This window comes from Micromonospora citrea, from assembly GCF_900090315.1.
In the GTDB taxonomy this organism is placed as follows: Bacteria; Actinomycetota; Actinomycetes; order Mycobacteriales; family Micromonosporaceae; genus Micromonospora; species Micromonospora citrea.
On record NZ_FMHZ01000002.1, the window covers coordinates 6,833,803 to 6,852,425 of the forward strand.

Sequence of the window (18,623 nt, forward strand, 5' to 3'; positions counted from 1 at the left end):
GTCCGGTGGCTGGTTAGGCTGACGGTCATGGACTCTTGGGCGGGACATGAGGTGCCGCGGCTGCCGGGCAGGGGCGGGCCGCTCGCGTTGTTCGACTCGGCGCGTCAGGGTGTCCACCGCAGCGATCCGTCGGGCACCGCGACCATGTACGTCTGCGGCATCACCCCGTACGACGCCACCCACCTCGGCCACGCCGCCACCATGATCACGTTCGACCTGGTGCAGCGGGTGTGGCGCGACGCCGGCCTCGACGTGCGCTACGTGCAGAACGTCACCGACATCGACGACCCGTTGCTGGAGCGGGCCGAGCGCGACGGCGAGGACTGGAAGGTCCTGGCGATGCGCGAGACGGCGCTGTTCCGGGAGGACATGGAGGCGCTGCGGATCATCCCGCCGGCGCACTACGTCGGCGCGGTCGAGTCCATCCCCGACATCGCCGAGAGGGTCCTCGTGCTGCTCAAGGACGGGGCCGCGTACCGCCTGGAGGACGGCACCGGCGACGTCTACTTCGACCTCGCCGCCGCGCCCCGGTTCGGCTACGAGTCCAACCTGACGCGCGAGCAGATGCTGGAGATCTTCCCCGAGCGCGGGGGCGACCCCGACCGGGCCGGCAAGCGCGACCCGCTCGACCCGTTGCTGTGGCGCGGCGCGCGCGAGGGCGAGCCGTCCTGGCCGGGCGGCGACCTGGGCCCCGGCCGCCCGGGCTGGCACATCGAGTGCGCCGTCATCGCGCTCAACCTGCTCGGCGACCGGATCGACGTGCAGGGCGGCGGCAACGACCTGCTCTTCCCGCACCACGAGTGCTCCGCCGCGCACGCCGAGCGGCTCACCGGCGCCGCGCCGTTCGCCGACCACTACGTGCACGCCGGCATGATCGGCCTGGACGGCGAGAAGATGTCGAAGTCCCGGGGCAACCTGGTCTTCGTCTCCCGGCTGCGCGCCGACCGGGTCGACCCGATGGCGGTCCGGCTGGCCCTGCTCTCCGGGCACTACCGCAGCGACCGTGCCTGGACAGACGAGCTGCTCGCCGCCGCGCAGGAGCGGCTGGCCCGCTGGCGGCGGGCCGCCGCCGCGCCCGCCGGCGCCGCGGGGGAGGCGTTCCTGGCCGGCGTACGCGCCCGCCTCGCCGACGACCTCGACTCGCCGGGCGTCGTCGCGCTGGCCGACGAGTGGGCCGAGGCGACCCTGGCCGGCGCCGCCGACGATCCGGCCGGCCCCGCCCTCTTCGCCGACACCCTCGACGCCCTCCTGGGCATCCGCCTCTGACCCCACCCCTCTCCCTCCCTCACCCCCTCACCCTCACCTCACCCCCGATCGCCCGCGATCTTGCACTTGCTGCCCCGACAAGGCGGACATACGCCCCGCATCGGGGGCCGAAAGTGCAAGATCGCGGGAGCGGGAGGGCGGGGGCGGGGGACGCTCCTATGCCGCGTCAAGTGGTTGGGGTGGGTTTTCGAGGCGTCGGTAGAGGTCTCGGGCGACGTAGCGCTTGAGGCAGCGTTTGATCTTCCGGTCGGTTTTGCCTTGGGCGCGGCGGCGGTCGGCGTAGGCGCGGGTGGCGGGGATGGGGGCGGTGCCGGCGAGCATGGCGAACGCGGCGTCGTTGCGGCAGCGGCCGGGGTGTGACCAGGCGGTGAGCACGGTGGCCGCGACGATCGGTCCGACGCCGGTGAGGTCGAGCAGGTCCGGTCGCCAGGAACGCACGATCGTCCGGATCGCTTTCTCGTGTGCGGTGGCTTCGGCTTCGAGGAAGCGGACGCGGCGGGCGAGGTCCCGCAACACGGTCAGGGTGGTGAACACGTCGACGTCGGCGTTGGTGGTAGGGCGCAGTCGGGTGGCGGTGGTGAGCATGGCCCGGGTGCTCTGGCCGCGGAACCGGGCCCGCACCACCTCGGGGGCGGTGATCACCAGCGCGTGCAGCTGCCGCTGGGCGTCGGCGCTGGCTTCCACGGCGGCCCGACGGGCGGTCAGCCGTGCCTGCAACGCCGCCCGTTCGGGGCCGGTCTTGGGCTGCGCCAGGTGAGTACGCGCCAGAGCGTCGCGGGCGGCGCGCTCCGCGTCGATGGGGTCGGACACTTCGCCCCGGCGCGGCGGGCCGGTCGCACCGGCCGGTCCAGTTCCACGACCAGCTCACCATGATCAGCCAGGTGTCGGGCCAAGCCCGCGCCGTAGCCGCCGGAGCCCTCCAGCGCCCAGGCCCGCAACCCCGAGTGCTGCTCGGTCAGGGCCACCAGCTCGGCATAGCCGTCCGGGTCCGTGTTCACCGTGACCATGGCTAGGACCCCGCCGGTGCGGGTGTCGAGCACGGCGGCGGTGTGGGTGTCTTTGTGGGTGTCGACGCCGATGACGACCTCGACCAGATCTGCCAGCATAGACATGCGTTCTCTCCTCACCGTGGGGACGCGAGGGTCCGGTCCGGTGCGGAGATGGCAGGACTGTGATGAGACACGCCAGCCACTAACTGGCGGTCAAGCTCCTGATCAGGACAAACGTCTCCCGCCGGGCCGGCGCCGGCAGCAGCAGACGGACAAGTCCCGTCAAAGGCACAAAGCCAGTCAGACCAAGAGTCACACCCGCTGCCGCCGACCATCAGCCCATCATCTGCGGACCGACCCCGCCAGCCGCACAGTCAGCCCAGGACGAGGCCCGGGTCGGGGTCCGGGTCGGCGGCGGGGGCCGGGATCCGGTACTCCTCGGTGAGGGTGGTGACCGGGCCGGGCCAGGTGGCCTGGGCGACCTCGATCGGCTTGCGGTGGCCGTCGTACGCGACGTGCAGCAGGTGCAGCACGGGCGTGTCGGGGCGGATCTGGAGGATCTCCGCCTCCTCCCGGCTGGGCTGGCGGGCGCTGATCGTGTCGGTGGCCGACACGTACCGTCGGCCGGTGGCATCCTCGGCCTCCTGGTAGAGCGGCCGGCCGAACGCCTCGGCGCGCTCCAGCGAGGTGCCGGCGGTGTCGGCGGGCAGGAACCACGAGGCGCTCACCTCGACGGGGGAGTCCTCGGTGCGCACGAGATGACGTCGGCAGAGCAGCTCGGTGCCGTCGGCCACGCCGAACGCGTCGGCCACCTCCGGCGGCGCGGGGGCCCGGCCGACGGAGACGAGCTGCTGCCGGTAGCGGGCGGCCAGGTCGGTGTGGTAGCCGCGGAAGCCGCCGTAGCGGCCCCGGGAGAGCCGGTTGAGCCGCCGCCGGGTGCCCCGGACGTACGTCCCGGAGCCGGGCTTGGTGATCAGGATGCCCTCGACGCGCAGCTGGTCGACGGCGCGCTGCACGGTCTGCTTGGCCACGCCGAACATCTCGGCAATGGCCGGGATGGACGGCAGTCGCTCGCCCGGCCCCCAGTCGCCGCGGCGGATCTGCGCCTTGAGCTGCGCGGCGATCTGCCGGTGAGGGAACTCGGCCGCGCCCGGATTGATCTGCATGCCCGCCTCCTTGATCACAGCTAGGTTCCTAGGATGCCGTAGAGGTGGTGACGGTGCCACCCCGGACACGCCGAAGCTCCGCGCACCCGCACACGAAAGGGCCCCGGACGACGCGCGTCCGGGGCCCTGCGGGGCAGGGGGAGTGGCGCTACCAGGAGCCGGCGGTGGGGCCGGCGGAGCCGCCGCGCCGACGCAGGTACTTCTCGAACTCCTGGGCGATCTCGTCGCCGGTCAGCGGGGTGATGCCCGCGTCGCCGACGCGTTCCTCCAGCTCGCGCACGTACTCGCCGAGCTCCGCGTCCTGCTCGGCGGCGCTGCGCACCCGCTGCTCCCACTCGGCGGCCTCCTCGGCGAGGTCGGCCATCGGCACCGGCAGGTCGAGCACCTCCTCGACGCGGTGCAGCAGGGCGAGCGTCGCCTTCGGGCAGGGCGGGTTGTTGGCGTAGTGCGGCACGTGCACCCAGAACGAGACCGCGTCGACCTCGGCGCGGGTGCAGGCGTCGTGCAGCACGCCCACGATGCCCGTCGGGCCGTCGTAGCGGGTGGGGGTGAGCTGGTAGCGCCGCGCGGCCTCCGCGTCGGATGCGCTGCCGCTGATCGGCAGGGGCCGGGTGTACGGCACGTCGGCCAGCAGGGCGCCGAGCACGACCACCCGCTCGACCTCCAGGCTGTGGCAGATCTCCAGCACCTGCTCGCAGAAGGTGCGCCACCGCATGCTCGGCTCGATGCCCCGGATCAGCACCACGTCGCGTTCGGTGCCCTCGGGGCTGGCCACCATGAAGCGCGTGGTGGGCCACTCCACCCGGCGGGTCTCGCCCTCGGCCATGGTGATGGTGGGGCGGCTGACCTGGAAGTCGTAGAAGTCCTCCGGGTCCAGCTCGGTGACCTGCCGGGCCTGCCACACCTGCTCCAGGTGCTCGACGGCGGCCGTGGACGCGTCGGCGGCGTCGTTCCAACCCTCGAACGCGGCGATCGCCACGGGGGACCGCAGCACCGGCAGTCCGTCGAACTCGGTCACGCCGTCACCTCACCCTGCTCGTCGGGGGCGGCACCGGGACCGTACCCGGCCGCCCGCCCGCCGGGCGCGGTGCTTCTGCTGTAGTCCTTCACGTCCGCCAGCCTACGTCCCGGGACGGGAAGCGGCCCGTCGGCCGCGCCGGTCGGGCCCACCCTCAGCCGGTCATACCGCAACCAACCGGACGGCGTGATCCCGCTGACAGAATGTGGGAAGGCCGGCACGGGGGGATCCGTCGCGCCGCCGCGGCACTAACCTGATCCCGTGCGGACCTCAATGCTCGACGTGTTGGCAGACCGGATCCTCATCGCCGACGGCGCGATGGGCACGATGCTGCAGGCGGCCGACCTCACCCTCGACGACTTCGAGGGCTACGAGGGCTGCAACGAGATCCTCAACGTGACCCGGCCGGACGTGGTGCGCGGGGTGCACGAGGCGTACCTCGCCGCCGGCGCGGACTGCGTGGAGACCAACACCTTCGGCGCCAACCTGGCCAACCTCGGCGAGTACGACATCCAGCACCGCATCCGCGAGCTGTCCGAGGCGGGGGCCCGGATCGCCCGGGAGGCCGCCGACGCGTACGCCACGGCGGAGCGGCCCCGGTTCGTGCTCGGCTCGATCGGCCCGGGCACCAAGCTGCCCACCCTCGGGCACGCCGCCTACGCGACCCTGCGCGACGCGTACGCCGAGAACGCCGCCGGCCTGATCGCCGGCGGCGCCGACGCCCTCATCGTCGAGACCTGTCAGGACCTGCTCCAGGTCAAGGCGGCGGTGGTCGGGTCCCGGCGGGCGATGGCGGAGACCGGCCGGACGGTGCCGCTGATCTGCCACGTCACCGTCGAGACCACCGGCACCATGCTGCTGGGCAGCGAGATCGGCGCCGCGCTGACCGCCATCGAGCCGCTCGGGGTGGACCTGATCGGGCTGAACTGCGCGACCGGCCCGGCCGAGATGAGCGAGCACCTGCGCTACCTCTCCCAGCACGCCCGGGTGCCGCTGTCGGTGATGCCCAACGCGGGCCTGCCGCAGCTGACCGCCGACGGGGCGGTCTACCCGCTGACCCCGGTGGAGCTGGCCGACGCGCTCGAACGCTTCGTCACCGAGTACGGCGTGTCGCTGGTCGGCGGCTGCTGCGGCAGCACCCCGGAACACATCCGGGTGGTCGCCGAGCGGCTGCACGGGGCCCGGCCGGGTCCGCGCGAGCCCCGGCGGGAGCCGGGCGTCGCCTCGATCTACCACCACGTGCCGTTCGCCCAGGACGCCAGCGTGCTGATGGTGGGGGAGCGGACCAACGCCAACGGCTCCAAGGCGTTCCGCGAGGCGATGCTCGCCGGGGACTGGCAGTCCTGCGTGGAGATCGCCCGCAGCCAGGCCCGCGACGGCTCGCACCTGCTGGACCTGTGCGTCGACTACGTGGGCCGCGACGGCACCCGCGACATGCGCGAGCTGGCCGGTCGGTTCGCCACCGCCTCCACGCTGCCCGTCATGCTGGACTCGACCGAGCCGGCGGTGATCGAGGCCGGGCTGGAGATGCTCGGCGGGCGGTGCGTGGTCAACTCCGTCAACTTCGAGGACGGCGACGGCCCCGGCTCCCGCTACGCGCGGGTGATGCCGGTGGTCAAGGAGCACGGCGCCGCGGTGGTGGCGCTGCTCATCGACGAGGAGGGCCAGGCCCGCACCCGGGAGTGGAAGGTGCGGGTCGCCGCCCGGCTGATCGAGGACCTCACCGGCCGCTGGGGCCTGGATTTGTCCGACATCCTGATCGACGCGCTGACCTTCCCGATCGCCACCGGGCAGGAGGAGACCCGCCGCGACGGCCTGGAGACCATCGAGGCGATCCGGGAGATTGCCCGCCGCTACCCCGGGGTCAACTTCACCCTGGGCATCTCCAACGTCTCGTTCGGGCTCAACCCGGCGGCGCGGCAGGTGCTGAACTCGGTTTTCCTGCACGAGTGCGTGCAGGCGGGGCTCACCTCGGCGATCGTGCACGCCAGCAAGATCCTGCCGATGTCGAAGATCCCCGACGAGCAGCGCGAGATCGCCCTCGACCTGGTCTACGACCGCCGCCGGGAGGGCTACGACCCGGTGCAGCGCTTCATCGAGGTCTTCGAGGGCGTCGACGCCGCCTCGGCGCGCGCCGGCCGGGCGGAGGAGTTGGCCGCGCTGCCGCTGGACGAGCGGCTCAAGCGGCGCATCGTCGACGGTGAGCGCAACGGCCTGGAGGCCGACCTGGACGCGTCGATGGCCGCCGGCCGGCCCCCGCTGTCGATCATCAACGACATCCTGCTGGACGGCATGAAGGTCGTCGGCGAACTGTTCGGCTCCGGCCAGATGCAGCTGCCGTTCGTGCTCCAGTCCGCCGAGGTGATGAAGACCGCGGTGGCCTACCTGGAGCCCCACATGGAGAGGGCCGACGACGGCGGCAAGGGCCGCATCGTGCTCGCCACGGTCAAGGGCGACGTGCACGACATCGGCAAGAACCTGGTGGACATCATCCTGTCCAACAACGGCTACGAGGTGGTCAACATCGGCATCAAGCAGCCGATCAACGCCATCCTGGACGCCGCCGAGCAGCACCGCGCCGACGCCATCGGCATGTCGGGCCTGCTGGTCAAGAGCACGGTCATCATGAAGGAGAACCTGACCGAGATGGCCACGCGCGGGGTCGCGGAGCGCTGGCCGGTGCTGCTGGGCGGGGCCGCGCTGACCCGGGCGTACGTCGAGGACGACCTGCGGTCGATGTTCCCCGGCCAGGTGCACTACGCGCGGGACGCCTTCGAGGGGCTGTCCCTGATGGACCGGGTGATGGCCGCCAAGCGCGGCGGGGCGCCCGTGATCGACGCCGAGCGGGAGGCGGCCCTGGCGGCCCGCCGGGCCCGCCGGGAGCGGCAGCGGGCGATCGTCAACGAGGCGCTGCCGGCGCTGGACGACTCGTCGGTCCGCTCCGACGTGGCCACCGACGTCGAGGTGCCCACCCCGCCGTTCCTGGGCACCCGGGTCGTCAAGGGCGTGCCGCTGGCCGACTACGCGGCGCTGCTCGACGAGCGGGCCACCTTCCTCGGGCAGTGGGGGCTGCGGGGTGCCCGGGGCGGCAAGGGGCCGTCCTACGAGGAGCTGGTCGAGACGGAGGGCCGGCCCCGGCTGCGCTACTGGCTGGACCGGCTGATCGCCGACCAGGTGCTGGAGGCGGCCGTCGTCTACGGCTACTTCCCCGCGTACGCCGAGGGCAACGACCTGGTGGTGCTGGACGAGAACGGGCACGCCGAGCGGGCCCGGTTCTCGTTCCCCCGGCAGCGTCAGGAACGGCGGCTCTGCCTGGCCGACTTCTTCCGGCCGCGCGGCGACGAGCTGGACGTGGTGGCGTTGCAGCTGGTCACCGTGGGCCAGCCGGTCAGCGAGTACGCCGCCAAGCTGTTCGCCCGCAACGAGTACCGCGACTACCTGGAGGTGCACGGGCTGTCCGTGCAGCTCACCGAGGCCCTCGCGGAATACTGGCACCGGCGGATCCGCGCCGAGCTGACCCTGCCCGGCGGCCGTACGGTGGCCGACGACGACCCGGCCGACCTGGCCGGTCTGCTGCGCACCGACTACCGGGGCTGCCGGTACGCGTTCGGCTATCCGGCCTGCCCCGACCTGGAGGACCGCGCGAAGATCGTGGAACTGCTGGGCGCGGAGCGGATCGGCGTGCAGTTGTCGGAGGAGTTCCAGCTCATGCCGGAGCAGGCCACGGACGCCATCGTGGTGCACCACCCGGAGGCGAGCTACTTCAACGCCAAGTGACGCCGTCGCCCCTGCCGGAGGGCCTCGCGCCCGGCGCCGAGGCCCTCGCCGTACTCGCGCGTGCCCGGAGAGCGGGAATCAGCGACCGCCGGATCCGATGCGCTTCAGGCAGAGGCGGACGTTCAGCTCCGGCATGCCCGCCACCGTGAAGTAGCGATCCTGTTCGTGGTCGGGGAGCTCCGCGCACTGCCGCGCGGAACTCTGCCCCTCGAAACGGGCGACGACGGCGAAGCTGCCGTTCCGGCATCCCTCCAGCGACCACTTGGCGCCGTCAGGCTCGCCGTGGACGCAGTCGCCCTGATCCGCGTTGTAGGCGGTGCCGTCGCTGTGCCGGTATACCAGGCAGACCGCCACGTCGGGGTCGCGGACGGAGTGGCGCCACTCGACGCCGTCGACGTAGTCGCAGACCTTCCGGTCGGTGGTGTTCCTGAACAGGCGAACGGCCTCGAACACTCCACCGCCGGTGCAGTCGGCGGCGCGGAAGTCCGGCTTCTGCATGTCTCCGGCGTTGCGGAAGCAGTCTCCCTGCTGGGCGTCCGCGAACGCGTGACTGGTCTTCGGTGTCGGTTCCTGCGTCGGCTGCGCACCGGAGGTGCCGCCCGCACCGCTCTGGCCGGACGGGATCACCGTCCACAGGACACCGGCGGCCGCGAGCACCGCGGCCGCCGGCGCCGCGATCAGCCACCGTCGCGGCCGCCGAGCTCGGGAGCCGGCGAGATCCGGTTCGGGTACCCCCGGTCGCGTGAAGATTTTTGTGGGGTTGAGGTCGCGGGGGCCGGGGAGGATTTTGGTGGGGGCGGGTTGGGTGTATCGGCGGATTTCGGCTTGCTGGGTTTCGGTGAGTTGGGCGATGGGGTCGGGCCAGGGGTGGTGTGGGTGGGGTGGTGGGCCGAGGGTGGTGAGGAGGGTGGGGGCGTCGGGGCGTTGGGTGGGGTCGCGGGTGAGGCAGGGTTCGACGATGTGGCGTAGTCGTGGGGGAACCCGGTCGAGGTCGGGTTCTTTGGTCATGATGTTGAGGCGGGTTTGTTCGCTGGTGGCGCCCTGGAAGGGGTTGTGGCCGGTGGCTGCCAGCACCAGCACGGTTCCGAGGGCGAAGATGTCGCTGGCGGGGGTGAGTTGGGTGGCGCCCATCGCTTGTTCGGGGGACATGAAGCCGGGGTTGCCGATGATCATGCCGGTCTGGGTGACGGTGGCGATCCTGGTGTCGGTGGTGTCGTCGGGCAGGCCGGTGGGGCGGGCGATTCCGAAGTCGATGACGATCGGGCCGTCGTCGGTGAGCAGCACGTTGGAGGCGGACAGGTCGCGGTGGATGAAGTTGTGGGCGTGGATGTCGCGTAACGCGGTGGCGAGGCCGGCGGCCAGGTGCAGCACGGTGTCGGTGTCGAGTGGCCCGGCCGCCTGAAGGGCCTGGCCGAGGGTGGGTCCGTGATGGAATTCGTAGGCCAGCCAGGGCACGCCGGCGGTGGCGTCGGCGCCGATCACCCGGGCGGTGTGGGGGCTGTCGACCCGGCGTGCGGCGAGGGCCTCGCGGTGCAGACGCTGCCGGAAGGAGTCATCGTCGGCGGCGAACGCCCCGCGGACCAGTTTCACCGCGGCGAGTCGACCGTCGGTGGTGGTGGCCAGCAGCACCCGACCCATCCCACCCTCGCCCAGCACCGCACGAGTCCGGTACGGCCCGACCAGACGAGGATCGGACGGCCCCAAATCCCACACCGGCAACTCCGAGTGACTGTCGATATTCGAGCGAAGGGCGAGTTACTCTACGGGGCCGATGTTGTAGTTCACGCCGTACATGCCGGTGTCTTTCGAGGTGGGCTCTCCGTTCGCGTCGCAGAAACCGATGATGAGGTCGACCTGCCACTTGTCGTTCTTGAACTGAAAGATGCCGCCTACGCCGGTTTCGGTTCCCCTCACCTTCTTGAAGCCGTCGGACTCGAATTTGGCGAGCGTGGCCCGCACGTCCTCTAGAGACACCGCGAATACCGTCGCCAGGTGGAAGTTGCCGTCCGGTGCCGAGGCCGACAGGATCTTGTATTTCGCGGGCAGCGGGATTTCCCGCGGCCACTCGTCGGAAATCTTGTCCTGGCCTTCCAGCGCCTCGCCGGAGCCGGAGGTCGTCGGGCTTGCCGACGCGGCGGCCCGGTCGGGGCCGTCCGCCGAATCCTGGCCGCACGCCGTCGTCAGCGCCAGGGTCAGTGCCAACACGGCTGCGGTGCGCGCGGAAACGGGTCGCAACATCATGACGATCCCTCCTGTGGTCGAATGGTGCGGGCCTGGAATGACGTGGTTGGGGCGATCACTTCGGGGTTGCCTGCGCCAGTGACCGGGCCAGCTTCGCCATGCCGGCGGGCGAGCGGATCGACAGCACCGTCGGCGACGCGAGAGCGTCCCAGCCGTCGGCGTCGGCCACCTGGGCGATCCTCCCCGCCGCGAAGGCCGGCAGCGCCTTCAGGTCCTTGTTGGCCAGGTCCCGATCGGCCATCTCCCGACTGTTGGAGTACACCACGACGATGTCGCAGTCCAACTTGTCGAGATCCTCGTAGTCGAGGTCGTACATGACGTCACCACCTGTTGGCGCCAGGTCCGCGACAGAGCCGGCGAGTTTCATGCCCAACCGTTCGAGAACCCGGACGGGCGGGGAAGTTTCCGAGAAGACCGTGACCTCTCGTTCGAGACGATTGTGGACGATCGCGGCGAAGGTCAGTCCCGTCAGCTCGTGCTGCTTGCCCAGTGCGGAGAGGTAGGCGTCGGCGTCGGCGAGGATCTCCCTTCCTCTGCCTTCCAGGCCGAGCGCGGCGGCGGTGACCGCGACGACCCCCTCCCACATGTCGACCGAGTCGGGACGAGCCACGACGGGCGCCACGGCGCTGAGCTTGTCGTACTGCTCCCGGGACAGCCCGGAGTACGGTGCCAGGATCAGGTCGGGGGCGGTCGAGAATATCTGCTCGTAGGGCACCTTTCCGGCCGCACTGTCCGGGTCGAAGACGACCGGCAACCCGACGCCCTTGGCGCGGTAGGCGTCGGCGACCCAGGGCATGAGGCCCCGACCGGAGCCCTTTCCGGCGACGCCGACCGGAAAGGTGCCCAGGGCGATGGCGGCCTCGGTGGCGCCCCAGCCCCACGTCGCCACCCGTTTCGGTCGTGTCTTGATGACTGTCGTGCCGTAGGAGTGTTCGATCCTGGCGGAGAAGGTGTCCGCGGCCTCCGGCGAACCGTCGGGGGTGGCGTCGTCGCCGCCGATCGCCCACGGGACCGCGACGACCAGCGCGGCGACGCACGCGAGCGCCAGGGCGAGCAGCGACGTGGCACGCCTGTCCAGCCGGGGCCTGCGGATCGACACGTCGGCCGCCGGCTCGACGATGGACTCCACAGCCACCGGCGCGTCGCGCTGCACGGCCGCCGATCCCCGCCACCGCGTGAAGATTTTTGTGGGGTTGAGGTCGCGGGGGCCGGGGAGGATTTTGGTGGGGGCGGGTTGGGTGTATCGGCGGATTTCGGCTTGCTGGGTTTCGGTGAGTTGGGCGATGGGGTCGGGCCAGGGGTGGTGTGGGTGGGGTGGTGGGCCGAGGGTGGTGAGGAGGGTGGGGGCGTCGGGGCGTTGGGTGGGGTCGCGGGTGAGGCAGGGTTCGACGATGTGGCGTAGTCGTGGGGGAACCCGGTCGAGGTCGGGTTCTTTGGTCATGATGTTGAGGCGGGTTTGTTCGCTGGTGGCGCCCTGGAAGGGGTTGTGGCCGGTGGCTGCCAGCACCAGCACGGTTCCGAGGGCGAAGATGTCGCTGGCGGGGGTGAGTTGGGTGGCGCCCATCGCTTGTTCGGGGGACATGAAGCCGGGGTTGCCGATGATCATGCCGGTCTGGGTGACGGTGGCGATCCTGGTGTCGGTGGTGTCGTCGGGCAGGCCGGTGGGGCGGGCGATTCCGAAGTCGATGACGATCGGGCCGTCGTCGGTGAGCAGCACGTTGGAGGCGGACAGGTCGCGGTGGATGAAGTTGTGGGCGTGGATGTCGCGTAACGCGGTGGCGAGGCCGGCGGCCAGGTGCAGCACGGTGTCGGTGTCGAGTGGCCCGGCCGCCTGAAGGGCCTGGCCGAGGGTGGGTCCGTGATGGAATTCGTAGGCCAGCCAGGGCACGCCGGCGGTGGCGTCGGCGCCGATCACCCGGGCGGTGTGGGGGCTGTCGACCCGGCGTGCGGCGAGGGCCTCGCGGTGCAGACGCTGCCGGAAGGAGTCATCGTCGGCGGCGAACGCCCCGCGGACCAGTTTCACCGCGGCGAGTCGACCGTCGGTGGTGGTGGCCAGCAGCACCCGACCCATCCCACCCTCGCCCAGCACCGCACGAGTCCGGTACGGCCCGACCAGACGAGGATCGGACGGCCCCAAATCCCACACAGACACCGCCTCTGAGCTGGAAATAGATTGATACAGAGCCCTGTCTGCGCTGATCCAGAAGGCGCTTGTGATGCTAACCGATCGGGTATGCGTCGTCTGCCCCTCGGTGAGCGTGGAGGTCCTGTTTCGGCGCGAAGAGGGGACGCGTCCGGGCCTGTTCGGAATGTCGTCGCCGGTGATTGAGCGCACCGCGTGGTCGTCGAATCCTCGGCCACGCGAACACGATTCGCAGGCCGCGCCTTCGCGAACAGCTGACGGGGTGGGTCGCGGAAGCGGTGCGCGACGGGGTCGACGCCGCTTCGGGCTCAGCGCCTACCGCTGGCGGCCGTGCTCAGTCTCGCGCAGGCCGGCACGGCGAGGGCGGCGCCGAGCAGCAGCATCGCGACGACGGTGGCGGTCGGGATGTCGGGCCCGAGTGGGACGGTCACGGCCACAGCGACGTCCGTGACGGCGCCTTTGCCGCCGCCGGCGATCGCACGGGTGTGCACCGAGGCGTCGCTGTCGCCCGCCACCGGCCGGCTCCCCCAGGCGCCGTACCCGGCGGCACAGGCCGTCGCGGCCAGCAGCGTGGCGCCGACCGTGACGATCGAGGGGGCGGCGCCGTGGCGCCGCACCGCGCGGCGCACGAGCCACGCGTACCCGCCGAGCACGACCAGCGCCGCCACGGCCACGTCCGTCGACGAGCCGAGCAGCCCCGCGGCCGCCCCGCCGGGGAGGAGGGCGACGATCACCAGGGTGCCCAGGGTGAGCGCGCCCACGACCGGCGCCGCCCGCCCGATCCGGCGCAGCCGCTCCGACGGCAACCGTCCGATGGCGACGCCGACGCAGGCACAGGCCAGGATGAGGCAGCCTGCCACGGCCAGTTGGCGCAGGTACTGCGTCCGCTGTCGTACCGGGTCGGTCACCAGCGCGGTCAGCTCACTCGCGCTCGGCGGGGTGTCGCCGAACGGCGAGGCCGCCCATCCCGACAACTGCACGGCGCCCGCGAGGGCGATGGAGAGCAGGACGCCCCGCACCAGCAGGCGCGTCGACCGGGGTACGGCTGGGTCAACCACCGCGGGGTGGACGGCGAGGAGGCCGAGGACGAGGGCGCTGCCGACGCCGGTCGCCCACGCAGATCCGAAGAGCGCGCCCACGACGGCCGGCAGCGCGGCCCCGAGCAGCAGCAGGGTGGGCTTCGGTGGGGGCATCCGCACAGGGTAGACGGGCGTGCCGGACGCGGAAGACCGGACGGTCCGCGCGATCGGGCGCAGTGGCCCGGCATCGGTCGGAACGACGTCCGACAGCGGCGACCAGGCTCACTGGGCGAGGCCCTCTTCGACTACTGGGACTGACCTGGACCGTTCACCGGCGCCCGGCCGTGACGGGGTGGATCCGGCCCACGGCGTCAGCCGGAACGCTACGGGCGGTCCTCCCCGGCGACCGGCCCGGCCTCGGTGGTCCGTCGACCCGGGCGGTCGCCGGGGTCCTGGTGGGCGGCCTGCGACCGCGCGGCGCGGCGGATGTCGAGCAGGTGGTGTTCGCCCTCGTGGATCGTGTGCCGACCGAGCCACAGCAGCGTCCGGGCGTGCGGTCGCGGCCACGGATAGATCCCGGTGCGGGCGAGGTCGGCGGGGCCGAGCACGCGGAAGCGGTCGGCCAGGTCGTCGGCGGCGGCGCCCAGCGTGGCCAGCACGGTCGCGGGATCCTGTTCGTTGTACGCCTCGGCCACCGCCCGCTCGTCGCGCCCCATCGGGGCGAACTCCGGCTCGTCGACGCGCAGCGCCAGGGCGAGTCGTTCGGCCTGCACGCCGAGCACGTCCCGGACGTGGCAGGCGTACTCCAGCGGCGACCACACGCCCTCGGCCGGTCGCCGGCGCACCTGCCGCACCTCGGTGAGGGCGGCGGCGTATCGGCCGGCGAACGCCCGCAGGAGCGTCGGCAGTTCGTCGGGGGAGACGTCGGCGTAGTCGAAGCCGCACTCGTCGCACCGGTCCACGTGCCGAGGGTAGCGGCGGTGCCGGGCCGCCGTCACGACCGCCGTCGGGCGGCGGTCAGCGATGGACCCGCCCGAGGAAGTCGCGCAGCAGCCGGACCACGTCGTCGAGGTGCGTCTCCAGCAGCCAGTGTCCGCCGTCGAGCAGGTGCAGCTCGGCGTCGGGCAGGTCCCGCAGGTAGGCGCGGGCGGCGCCTTCGGGCATGTAGCCGTCGTGCGGCCCCCAGACGATCAGTGTCGGTGGCCGGTGCCGGCGCAGGTATTCCTGCTGCCGGGGGAACCAGGCGACGGTGCTGCCCTGGTCGGCGAGGAGGCGGACCAGGTTGGCGCGCCGCCGCGGTGTGGTCAGCGCGGCGGCGAGCCGCCACAGGTCCGGGCTCACCCGGTCGCGCAGCCGGTCGGGCAGTTCCCCCAGGAACTCGGTGCGGAAGCCCTCCTCGCCGACGGCCGCGGCGAGGCGGTCGCGGCCCTCGTCGGTCGGGGCGCGCCAGAACTGCTTGAGCGGCTCGTACCTGGGCCCGTGCTGGTCGGGGTAGATGTCGCCGTTCTGGATGACCAGGCCGGCGACCCGCTCGGGGGCCGACATCGCCAGGCGCAGCCCGAACTGGCTGCCGTAGTCCTGAAGGTAGATCACGTATCGGGTGAGTCGCAGCGTCTCGGCGAACCGGCGCAGCACCTCGGCGTGGGCGTCGAAGGTGTACGCGAAGCGCTCGGGGTCGGGCGTGTCGCTGTAGCCGAAGCCGGGCTGGTCGGGGGCGATGGCCCGCCACCGGTCGCCGAGCGCGGGGAGGAGGTGACGGAACTGGAACGACGACGACGGGTAGCCGTGCGGCAGCAGCACCACCGGCGCCGCCGCCGGCCCGGTCTCCCGGTAGAAGATGCCGATCCCGTCGACGTCGACGGTCCGGTGGTGCACGGCTGCGGAGGTCACCGTCGTCTCCTCACCAGGCGCGGTACGGGCGGCACCTCCGACGGTGCCAGAAATCGGCGCCGCGCGAGGGAGAGCCGGCGGGAAACGGGCGGCCGGGCCGGTCCCGCCGACGGCGCGTCGCTCGGGCGCGTCGCCGCACCCGGTGGGCACAATCGGCTGATGGAGAAGCCACGGACAGTGTCGGCCGACGAGTGGCGGCAGGCCCGCGACGACCTGCTGAAGGCCGAGAAGGAGCTCACCCGCGCGCAGGACGCGCTCGCCGCCCGCCGGCGTCGCCTCCCGATGGTCCGGTTCGACAACGACTACCGGTTCGACACCCCCACCGGCGCCCGCACCCTGCTCGAGTTGTTCGAGGGCCGGCGTCAGCTCGTGGTCTACCAGTTCATGGACAGCGGCCCCGACCACCACTGCCCGGGCTGCACGTGGTTCACCGACAGCGTCCCGGTGACCGGGCTGGCGCGGCTGGCGCAGCGGGGCATCAGCTGGGCGACCGTGTCGGACATGCCGCTGGCGCAGATCGAGGCGTACAAGGCGCGTCGGGGCTGGACGCTGCCGTTCGTCTCGTCGCACGGCACGTCGTTCGCGGCGGACTGCGGGGCCGGGCGCGGGTTCATGCTCAGCGTGTTCCTGCGCGACGGTGAGGACGTCCACCGCACCTACGACACCACCGCCCGCGGCGTCGACCGGCTCGTCTTCGTCAACAGCATCCTCGACCTCACCCCGTACGGCCGGCAGGAGGACTGGGAGGACTCCCCGCCCGGCTGGCCGCAGCAGCCCACGTACGGCTGACCCGCCGGTCGCCGGGTCGCGGCCCCGTCGTGGCAGCCCGGGCCGCCGTGGGACGGGCGCGGTCGCCGCGCCTGTCGGGCGGCCCGGCCGGACGGCGTCACGTTCGGCCGAGCCGGCGGCTGCGTGCCGCCGGTCGGTGGTCACATGATCGTGATTCCTGGCAGGGTTGGGGAATGGCCGCGTCGCTCCGCTCACGTCTGACCGACTGGACCGTCTCCGTACCGCTGCTCGCGGTCGTGACGTTGCTCCTCACCTGGGGCCGCGAGCTGCCCGGTCCCGTCGTGGTCGTGGTGGCCGCCTTCCTGGCCGGCGCGGTGCTGGCGGCCGTGCACCACGCCGAGGTGGTCGCCCACAGGGTGGGGGAGCCGTACGGTTCGCTGGTCCTCGCCGTGGCCGTCACCGTCATCGAGGTCGCCCTCATCGTCACCCTCATGATCAGCGGCGGAGAGAAAGCCCAGTCCCTCGCGCGGGACACCGTCTTCGCCGCGGTGATGATCACCTGCAACGGGATACTCGGCCTGTCGTTGCTGATCGGCGCGCTGCGCCGCCGGGTCGCCGTGTTCAACTCGGAGGGCACCGGCGGTGCGCTGGCCACCGTCGCCACCCTCGCGGCACTGAGCCTCGTGGTGCCGACCTTCACCACCAGCCGGCCGGGCCCGCAGTTCAGCCCCGCCCAGCTCGCCTTCGCCGCCGTTGCCTCGCTCGCGCTCTACGGCCTGTTCGTGATGGTGCAGACCGGCCGGCACCGCGACTACTTCCTGCCGGTGACCAACGACGGGCGGGTGGTCGACGCCGACGGGCACGCCGCGCCGCCGTCGAACCGGGCCGCCCTGCTCAGCCTCGGACTGCTGCTGGTGGCGCTGGTCGCCGTGGTCGGCGACGCCAAGACGGTCTCCCCGGCGATCGAGTCCGCCGTCGCCGGCGCGAACCTGCCCCAGTCCTTCGTCGGCGTGGTGATCGCGCTGCTGGTGCTGCTGCCCGAGACGATCGCCGCCGCCCGCGCCGCCCGCCGCGACCGCGTGCAGATCAGCCTGAACCTGGCGCTCGGCTCCGCCATGGCCAGCATCGGGCTGACCATCCCGGCGATAGCGCTTGCCTCGATCTGGCTGGAGGGCCCGCTGCTGCTCGGCCTCGGTGGCACCCAGCTCACCCTGCTCGCCCTCACCGTCGTCACGGGCGTGCTGACCGTGGTGCCGGGGCGCGCCACCGTGCTGCAGGGCGGCGTGCACCTGGTGCTGCTCGCCGCGTTCGTGGTCCTCGCCGCCAGCCCTTGACCGCCCGCCGCCCGCGCCGCCCGGTCGTTGACGCGCGCCGCCCGCCCGCCGCCCGCGCCGCCCGGTCGTTGACGCGCGCCGCCCGCCCGCCGCCCGCGCCGCCCGGTCGTTGACGCGCGCCACCCGGTGACGGGCCCTCGGCAGCACGCGCGATGTCGTGCCGGCCCGGGCGGCGCGGCCGGGAGTGACGCGCGGACCGCCGGGGTACTGCACGCGGCATAGCCGACGCCGGGGAGGGCACTGTGACGACGCGCGTGGGACGCCGGCCGCGGAGCGTGCTCGCCGGGCTCGTGACGGCGCTCGTCGTGGCGGCCGGCTGCGTGGTCGGCGGCGTGTCCGAGCCCGAGGGGCAGGAACCCCCGCCCGGCGGCGCGTCGCCCGCGCAGACCCGGGCGGACGGCACCACCAGCGTCGAGGAGTTCCAGCGGGACGTCGCCGACGCGCGGGGCCTCGCCGAGCGCTACTGGGCCGCACAGTTCCGCGCCTCGGGGGAGCGGTTCCGCCCGGTCCGCCGGGTCATCCCGTACCAGCGCGACGGCGAGGTGTCCTGCGGCGGGCAGGGCCTGCCGCGCAACAACGCCGTCTACTGCTCGGCCGGCGACTTCATCGCCTACGACGTGAACTGGTCGGTGTGGGCGTTCCGTCAGGTCGGCGACGCGTTCGTGTTCTACCTGCTCGGCCACGAGTACGCGCACGCCATCCAGGTCCGCCTCGGCATCCGCTACAGCTACACCATCCAGCAGGAGCTCCAGGCCGACTGCATGGCCGGGGCGTACCTCGGCGACTCGGTGCGCTCCGGGGCGCTCACGCTCGACGAGGGCGACCTTGAGGAGTTCCGCGAGGGACTGCTCGCCGTCGGGGACGACCCCGGTCAGCCGTGGTTCGCGGAGGGCTCGCACGGCACCGCCGAGCAGCGCACCGAGTCGTTCTTCCGCGGCTACGAGCGGTCCCTGGACGCCTGCGGCCTGCGCTGAGCACCCGGGCCAGACCCGCCCCACCACCGGCGCACCCGCACGGCGGGCCCGCGAGCACGTCGAGCGGACGCGCGGCG

At 72.5% G+C, this 18,623-nt stretch carries 14 protein-coding genes and 1 pseudogene; 5 read left to right on the top strand and 10 right to left on the bottom strand.

Annotated elements, in window-relative coordinates; translation table 11 throughout:
- The first annotated feature begins 27 nt into the window (after positions 1–27).
- Positions 28–1,266: a cysteine--1-D-myo-inosityl 2-amino-2-deoxy-alpha-D-glucopyranoside ligase gene (mshC, locus tag GA0070606_RS30305; protein ID WP_091106645.1), complete on the top strand. Its 1,239-nt coding sequence runs from the start codon at positions 28–30 to the stop codon at positions 1,264–1,266.
- A 156-nt stretch (positions 1,267–1,422) separates the two neighbouring features.
- On the opposite strand, the gene GA0070606_RS32995 is transcribed toward mshC, so the two are convergent.
- From GA0070606_RS32995 to GA0070606_RS30320, 4 genes are all read right to left on the bottom strand, one after another.
- The gene (locus GA0070606_RS32995) at positions 1,423–1,983 is read right to left on the bottom strand and encodes a transposase (RefSeq protein WP_218106103.1); all 561 of its coding nucleotides are present in this window, start codon (positions 1,981–1,983) and stop codon (positions 1,423–1,425) included.
- On the bottom strand, positions 1,968–2,378 hold the full coding sequence (locus GA0070606_RS33000; protein ID WP_218106104.1) for an IS110 family transposase: 411 nt from the start codon (positions 2,376–2,378) through the stop codon (positions 1,968–1,970). Before GA0070606_RS33000 ends, GA0070606_RS32995 begins: the two co-directional genes overlap by 16 nt.
- Before the next feature lie 251 nt (positions 2,379–2,629).
- On the bottom strand, positions 2,630–3,421 hold the full coding sequence (locus GA0070606_RS30315; protein WP_091108409.1) for a GntR family transcriptional regulator: 792 nt from the start codon (positions 3,419–3,421) through the stop codon (positions 2,630–2,632).
- A gap of 148 nt (positions 3,422–3,569) precedes the next feature.
- Positions 3,570–4,439, bottom strand: a complete 870-nt coding sequence (locus GA0070606_RS30320) for a PAC2 family protein (protein WP_091106647.1) — start codon at positions 4,437–4,439, stop codon at positions 3,570–3,572.
- Positions 4,440–4,700: 261 nt separating this feature from the next.
- Between GA0070606_RS30320 and metH the strand changes: the two genes are divergently transcribed.
- Positions 4,701–8,216, top strand: coding sequence for a methionine synthase (metH, locus tag GA0070606_RS30325; RefSeq protein WP_176737478.1), 3,516 nt, complete (start codon positions 4,701–4,703; stop codon positions 8,214–8,216).
- Positions 8,217–8,294: 78 nt separating this feature from the next.
- Here the strand turns inward: metH and GA0070606_RS30330 are convergent, their stop codons facing one another.
- The 6 genes from GA0070606_RS30330 to GA0070606_RS30355 form a co-directional block, all read right to left on the bottom strand.
- The gene (locus tag GA0070606_RS30330; RefSeq protein ID WP_281191045.1) at positions 8,295–9,929 is read right to left on the bottom strand and encodes a serine/threonine-protein kinase; all 1,635 of its coding nucleotides are present in this window, start codon (positions 9,927–9,929) and stop codon (positions 8,295–8,297) included.
- A 42-nt stretch (positions 9,930–9,971) separates the two neighbouring features.
- Entirely contained in the window at positions 9,972–10,457 is a 486-nt protein-coding gene (locus GA0070606_RS30335) for a hypothetical protein (RefSeq protein ID WP_141721887.1), read from the bottom strand.
- A gap of 55 nt (positions 10,458–10,512) precedes the next feature.
- Positions 10,513–12,792, bottom strand: coding sequence for a serine/threonine-protein kinase (locus tag GA0070606_RS30340; protein ID WP_342672183.1), 2,280 nt, complete (start codon positions 12,790–12,792; stop codon positions 10,513–10,515).
- Between the two features lie 116 nt (positions 12,793–12,908).
- A complete protein-coding gene (locus GA0070606_RS30345; protein ID WP_141721889.1) occupies positions 12,909–13,793 on the bottom strand; it encodes a hypothetical protein in 885 nt (294 codons plus the stop codon).
- A 209-nt stretch (positions 13,794–14,002) separates the two neighbouring features.
- A complete protein-coding gene (locus GA0070606_RS30350; protein ID WP_176737480.1) occupies positions 14,003–14,581 on the bottom strand; it encodes a DinB family protein in 579 nt (192 codons plus the stop codon).
- Between the two features lie 55 nt (positions 14,582–14,636).
- Positions 14,637–15,509: an alpha/beta fold hydrolase gene (locus GA0070606_RS30355; RefSeq protein ID WP_218106105.1), complete on the bottom strand. Its 873-nt coding sequence runs from the start codon at positions 15,507–15,509 to the stop codon at positions 14,637–14,639.
- A 159-nt stretch (positions 15,510–15,668) separates the two neighbouring features.
- On the opposite strand from GA0070606_RS30355, the gene GA0070606_RS30360 reads away from it, so the two are divergent.
- From GA0070606_RS30360 to GA0070606_RS30370, 3 genes and pseudogenes are all read left to right on the top strand, one after another.
- Positions 15,669–16,298: a DUF899 domain-containing protein gene (locus GA0070606_RS30360; RefSeq protein WP_091106662.1), complete on the top strand. Its 630-nt coding sequence runs from the start codon at positions 15,669–15,671 to the stop codon at positions 16,296–16,298.
- Positions 16,299–16,471: 173 nt separating this feature from the next.
- Positions 16,472–17,572: a calcium:cation antiporter gene (locus GA0070606_RS30365; protein WP_091106664.1), complete on the top strand. Its 1,101-nt coding sequence runs from the start codon at positions 16,472–16,474 to the stop codon at positions 17,570–17,572.
- Positions 17,573–17,778: 206 nt separating this feature from the next.
- Positions 17,779–18,546: pseudogene (locus GA0070606_RS30370) on the top strand (neutral zinc metallopeptidase); the annotation flags it as partial.
- Between the last annotated feature and the right edge of the window lie 77 nt (positions 18,547–18,623).